The 4,417-nt window shown below is 68.6% G+C and carries 5 protein-coding genes; all 5 read right to left on the reverse strand.

The annotated features are described in order from the left end of the window. On the reverse strand, positions 1-414 hold a 414-nt coding region (locus COGEMETH_RS24245), incomplete at its 3' end, for a sugar phosphate nucleotidyltransferase (RefSeq protein ID WP_238185234.1). 228 nt (positions 415-642) lie between these two features. Then, positions 643-1,767: a glycosyltransferase gene (locus tag COGEMETH_RS24250; protein ID WP_238185235.1), complete on the reverse strand. Its 1,125-nt coding sequence runs from the start codon at positions 1,765-1,767 to the stop codon at positions 643-645. Continuing rightward, a complete protein-coding gene (locus tag COGEMETH_RS24255) occupies positions 1,764-2,630 on the reverse strand; it encodes a class I SAM-dependent methyltransferase (RefSeq protein ID WP_238185236.1) in 867 nt (288 codons plus the stop codon). Before COGEMETH_RS24255 ends, COGEMETH_RS24250 begins: the two co-directional genes overlap by 4 nt. Then, entirely contained in the window at positions 2,627-4,030 is a 1,404-nt protein-coding gene (locus COGEMETH_RS24260; RefSeq protein WP_238185237.1) for a glycosyltransferase family 4 protein, read from the reverse strand. Before COGEMETH_RS24260 ends, COGEMETH_RS24255 begins: the two co-directional genes overlap by 4 nt. Then, positions 4,027-4,417, reverse strand: a 391-nt coding sequence (locus COGEMETH_RS24265) for a glycosyltransferase family 2 protein (protein ID WP_507763005.1), incomplete at its 5' end; no start/stop codon positions are given. The genes COGEMETH_RS24265 and COGEMETH_RS24260, both read right to left, overlap by 4 nt.

Below are 4,417 nucleotides of genomic sequence, written 5' to 3' on the forward strand. Positions count from 1 at the left end.
GTCGGCGAGCCCGTCGCCGTAGGTCACCATGAAGGTGGGCTGGTCGATGTAGCTCGCGCAGCGCTTGATACGCCCTCCGGTCTGCGTCTTTGCACCGGTCTCGGCGAAAACGATCTCCCAGTCCATCTCGTCGCTCCTGCCGAGGAACGAGCGCTCGCCGGTGCCGAGGTCGAGCTTGAGGTCGCGTAGCCGCATCTCGCGGTTGAGGAAGTATTCCTTGATCATCACGCCGCGGTAGCCAAGGCAGAGCACAAAGCGCCGGAAGCCGTGGGCAGCGTAGAGCTTCATGATGTGAAGCAGGATCGGCTCCGGTCCGACCTCGATGAGGGGCTTGGGCTTCGTGCCGGTCTCCTCGCGAATGCGCGTGCCTTCGCCACCGCATAAGATCACGACCGGAATGTCACTGCACCGCATGGGGTTGGGTTCCTTCGTGCCAAGTGTGGAGGGCGGTCCTCGCAGGCCTCGCGCCTAGTCCATCGTCCGAAGAATGTTTGTGAAATTTATTAAATGCAACTACATTTGTTGATTGCACAGAATGTTTCCGGACCTCCGTTGATGGGCCTTATGCCTATAGAGGCACTTACCGAAGAAAAATCTTCGATATTTCTGTTTTATCGAAAGTATTGGGAGCCTTTTATGGTCTCACACTGTGAGGAGCCCTCCTTCGAAGACCCTGTCTGGCTGATAGAGGCCTCGTTGTGGAATCTTGGCGGTTTGCGAGAGGATCTCTTCGAGGCTCTCGATCTGCGCCTCGACGTCGATGGCCCGGCGCGTCGAGTAGGCGGTCGCGGCCTCCGACTTCTCCCGGTAGGCCTCTGGATCGCTCCAGAGCCGGCGTAACTCCGCGGCCCAGAGATCGGGCGAGGCGTTCACAGGGAAGATAGAGCCGCCCGGCCCGACCGATTCCGGAAGGCCGCCGCGGTCGGTCGCCAGGACGGGGATGCCGTTGTACTGCGCCTCCGTCGCAACCCGGCCCCAGGTCTCGGCCTCCCACTGGCTCGGCACGAGGAGGATGCGGGTCCAGCCGTAGACGGTGGGCATGGCGACGTTCTCGCGAAACGTCACGTTCGACAGTTGCGCGAGACGGGCCTTGAGCCGGCGTCGCCCGCGCAAGCCCAGGGGCCAGCCCTTGACGAAGCAGAACGGGATCTCCGGACAGCGGGCGGCGACCTCGATCGCGAGATCGACGCCTTTGACCGCGACCGGGTTAATCAGCGTCGCGTAGGCGGGCTCCCGCCTCTCGGCAACGTAGCGCTCTCGCTGGTGAATCGGCGGGATGACGCGCGTGGGGATGCCGTGCTTCGCCGCGAAGCGCCGCTTCACGAAGTCCGAGATCGACAGGTAGCCGCTCGCGGGGATCCGGTCACCGCCCGTGGCGGCGCTCTGGCGCGGCCAGGAATCGAAGCCGAGCCCGTGCAGGTAGACGAGGCTCGGAACGCCCCGCTCAGCGAAGGCGGTCGTGACCGGCCAGGGGTTGCCGTTCTGGATCACGACCACGTCGGGGCGCAGCATGTCGGGGACGAGTGCGCTCGGATTGCGCGCCCGGTACACGGCGTAGCCGAGAGAGTCGTCGCGGCAGCCCGCGGCGGAGAGGCCCTGGGCGATCCGGGCGCGCAGGCCGAACGCGTCACGGTAGGAGAGACGCGTCAGCACGCTGACCTCGTGACCGCGGGCGAGCAGTTCGGTAGCGATCTCGTGGGTGTTGACCTCCACCCCGCCGCGGACCTGCGGCAGGTATGGGGTCCCGCTCGCGAGGACGATCCTCATGTCGTAGCGCTCCGCGCCGACGCGGCGGCCGTGGGACGGCGAAGCGTCATGTGCAGCCATTCCTGGGTGCCGAATCGCCTCTCGTCGAGCAGTGCCACGGCGATCCGGGGGGCGAGGCGCGGCAGGCTCGGCAGGAAGCTGGTGGGGAAGTCCGCCAGTACGCGCGGGCGCTGGCGATGGCGCTCGATGTCGTGGGTCGGCGAGAACCGCGCGATCAGCGCCTCGGTGCAGCCTGGGGCGAAGACGTCGTGCGTCTCGACGAGGACGTCGACCCGGGCGAGCTCGGAGACCTTGGCGGGATCGAGCAAGGCCTTCTCGGCGCCCTCGATGTCCATCAGGACCAGGGTGTCAGACGAGTCTTGCAGGGCGCCCCGTAGGACCGTCTCGTCGCACAGGCCACGGATCGTGATGCGGTCCGCCACGCCGTTGAGCTGGCCGATCCGCGCGAGCGCCGGGTGGAGTTCCTCCTTGGCCTCGAAGGCCACGATGCGGGTGCCTGGGGAGCGGGACGCGAAGCCGACCGCGTAGTAGCCATCGGCGGCACCGATGTTGAGGATGGTGCGGTAGCCGCGCTTGACGATCTTCTCCACGACCGGGCGGATCTCCAGCTCGGTGGTGCCGAGCAGGTACGACAAGAGGTGTCGCTGGGAGACCGGCGAGAGGTCGAGGGTGTTTCCGGTGAAGGGGCCGGACACGACCCGGCCGCCGCTGCGGCCGAGGACGAGGCGCACAACGCCCGACCAGACCGGGCTTGCCGCGATGCGCAGGGGCGCGCGGACCGGCTCGGGAAGGCGGCGAAACAGGCGATGGGCCCTGCGCCAGGAAGGGATCGTCTCGATTCGGCGCCAGGTTGCAGGATTCATAGTTGAAATGTCCTCGCGTTGCCGTCGGTGTGAACGTGGGTCAGGGCAGCGGCCGTCGGTGCCACCACGTCCTGCTGGATGCGCAGGGTGTCGACGGTCAGGGCATCCGAAGGATAGTGGCCGTGCTCGGGTGAGAGGGGCGCGGGCCGGGCTTCGAACCGCTCGGAGTAGAGATCCAGGAGCGCGTCGATCCAGGCATCGGGCGTCGGTGCGAGCTCCCGGGCGTGGGCGTGCCCACGCCGGCTCATAGCGGCCACCGCTTCGTCGTCGTCGGCCAACCTGCGCAGGGTCGCGGCGAGCGCCGCCTCGTCGTGGGGGTCGCAGGTCAGGCCGAAGCCGCCGTCGCGGATCTCCGGAGCGAGCATGGCATGGTCGGGCAGGACGACCGGCAGGCCGCTCATCAAGCCTTCGAGGGCCACGATGCCGAAGGCCTCGCGGTAGCGGGTCGGCATGACGAGGCAGCGGGCCTGCGCCACGAGTGCGCCGATCTGCGTCCGGTCGCGCCAGCCAAGCTGCTCGACTTCCGGGTGCTCGGCCGCGAGCTGCGCACCGAGTGGGCCGGCGCCTACGACACGCAGGGGCACGTTGGCGCGCCTGGCGGCGCGGGCGAGGAGATCGACGCCCTTGTCCTGCTCCAGACGCCCGACGAACAGGATGCTGCGGTTCGCCTCCGCCGCGACCCGCTCAGCGCGCCAGGGCATCACCGGATTGCGCAAGGCACGCGAGCGGCTGCGCGCGATGCCACCGCGATCGAGGATCGGGATCATGCCCTCGTGCACGGCGAGCACAAGGGCCTCGGTCGTCCCGAAATCGATCAGCGCGCGCCGCACCCCTTGCCGGACCACCCGCCAGAGCTTGTGCGCGGCATGCCGCCGGTCGCAATTCGTGACGAGGCAGCCGGCACCCATGGGGCGCAGGTCGCAGACCGCCTCGCGGCGGAAATCGAAGCTGCCGCCGTTCGGGCAGACGAGGAAGAAGTCGTGGGCGGCGACGACCAGCCGGCTGGCGACGGGCGCGAGCGCCCGGAACACAGACGGCGACAGGACCTTCGACCAGCCGTGCAGGTGGTAGACGGTGTCGGGCGTGTCGGTCCGAGCGATGAAGCGGGCGAGGGCGCGCGCCGCGTCGGCGTTGTAGAGGCCGCGCAGAGCCGCTCCGGCGCGAGGCCCTTCGAGAATATGGCGGCCCTGGAGCGCCTCGAAGACGATGCCGCGATCGGCCGGCGTCAGGGCGTCACCGCGGTCGCCCGTGACGAAGGTGACGGGGATGCCGCGGTCGCGCATCATCCGCGCGGAGGTCAGGGCGATCGCGGTCGCGCCGCCGCGGACCACCGAGACGTCGTTGATGACGACGACGCGACCGATCCGCCCGGAGGGTGCGCCCTGCGGGCGGGTGTTCATCGTCCCCCTCCGCGCGCCGGGTCGAAGCTCAGGATGCGCGCCGGGTCGAGCCGGCCGGTGATGATGTCGAAGGCGGCACGCAGGTTGCCGAGGCAGCGCCCGAGCCGGTCGACATACGGTTCCGGCCGCGGGCAGCGGGACAGGTTCGCCGCCACGTTGCGGCACATCAGATAGAGGGCCTTCCGATAGGAGCAGGTGCCCTTGCGCATGAGGTGGATCGGGTTGGCGATCTGCGAGTAGCCGAGCCTCAGGCCCGATTGCCGCCCCGACTTGATCCCGAGATGCACGCCCCGGCTGGCGGGCACCCGCACGATCCGGCCGTAGGGCGCGATCTGCCGGCTGAAGTCCACGTCTTCGAGCCACGCATAGAGCGGAAGCCGCTCGTCG

This window comes from Methylobacterium trifolii (genome assembly GCF_022179685.1).
In the GTDB taxonomy this organism is placed as follows: Bacteria; Pseudomonadota; Alphaproteobacteria; order Rhizobiales; family Beijerinckiaceae; genus Methylobacterium; species Methylobacterium trifolii.

Bases quoted from the DNA above. Each gene is read 5' to 3' on its own strand.
- COGEMETH_RS24260 (WP_238185237.1), bottom strand. From the start codon at position 4,030: ATGAACACCCGCCCGCAGGGCGCACCCTCCGGGCGGATCGGTCGCGTC.
- COGEMETH_RS24255 (WP_238185236.1), bottom strand. From the start codon at position 2,630: ATGAATCCTGCAACCTGGCGCCGAATCGAGACGATCCCTTCCTGGCGC.
- COGEMETH_RS24250 (WP_238185235.1), bottom strand. From the start codon at position 1,767: ATGAGGATCGTCCTCGCGAGCGGGACCCCATACCTGCCGCAGGTCCGC.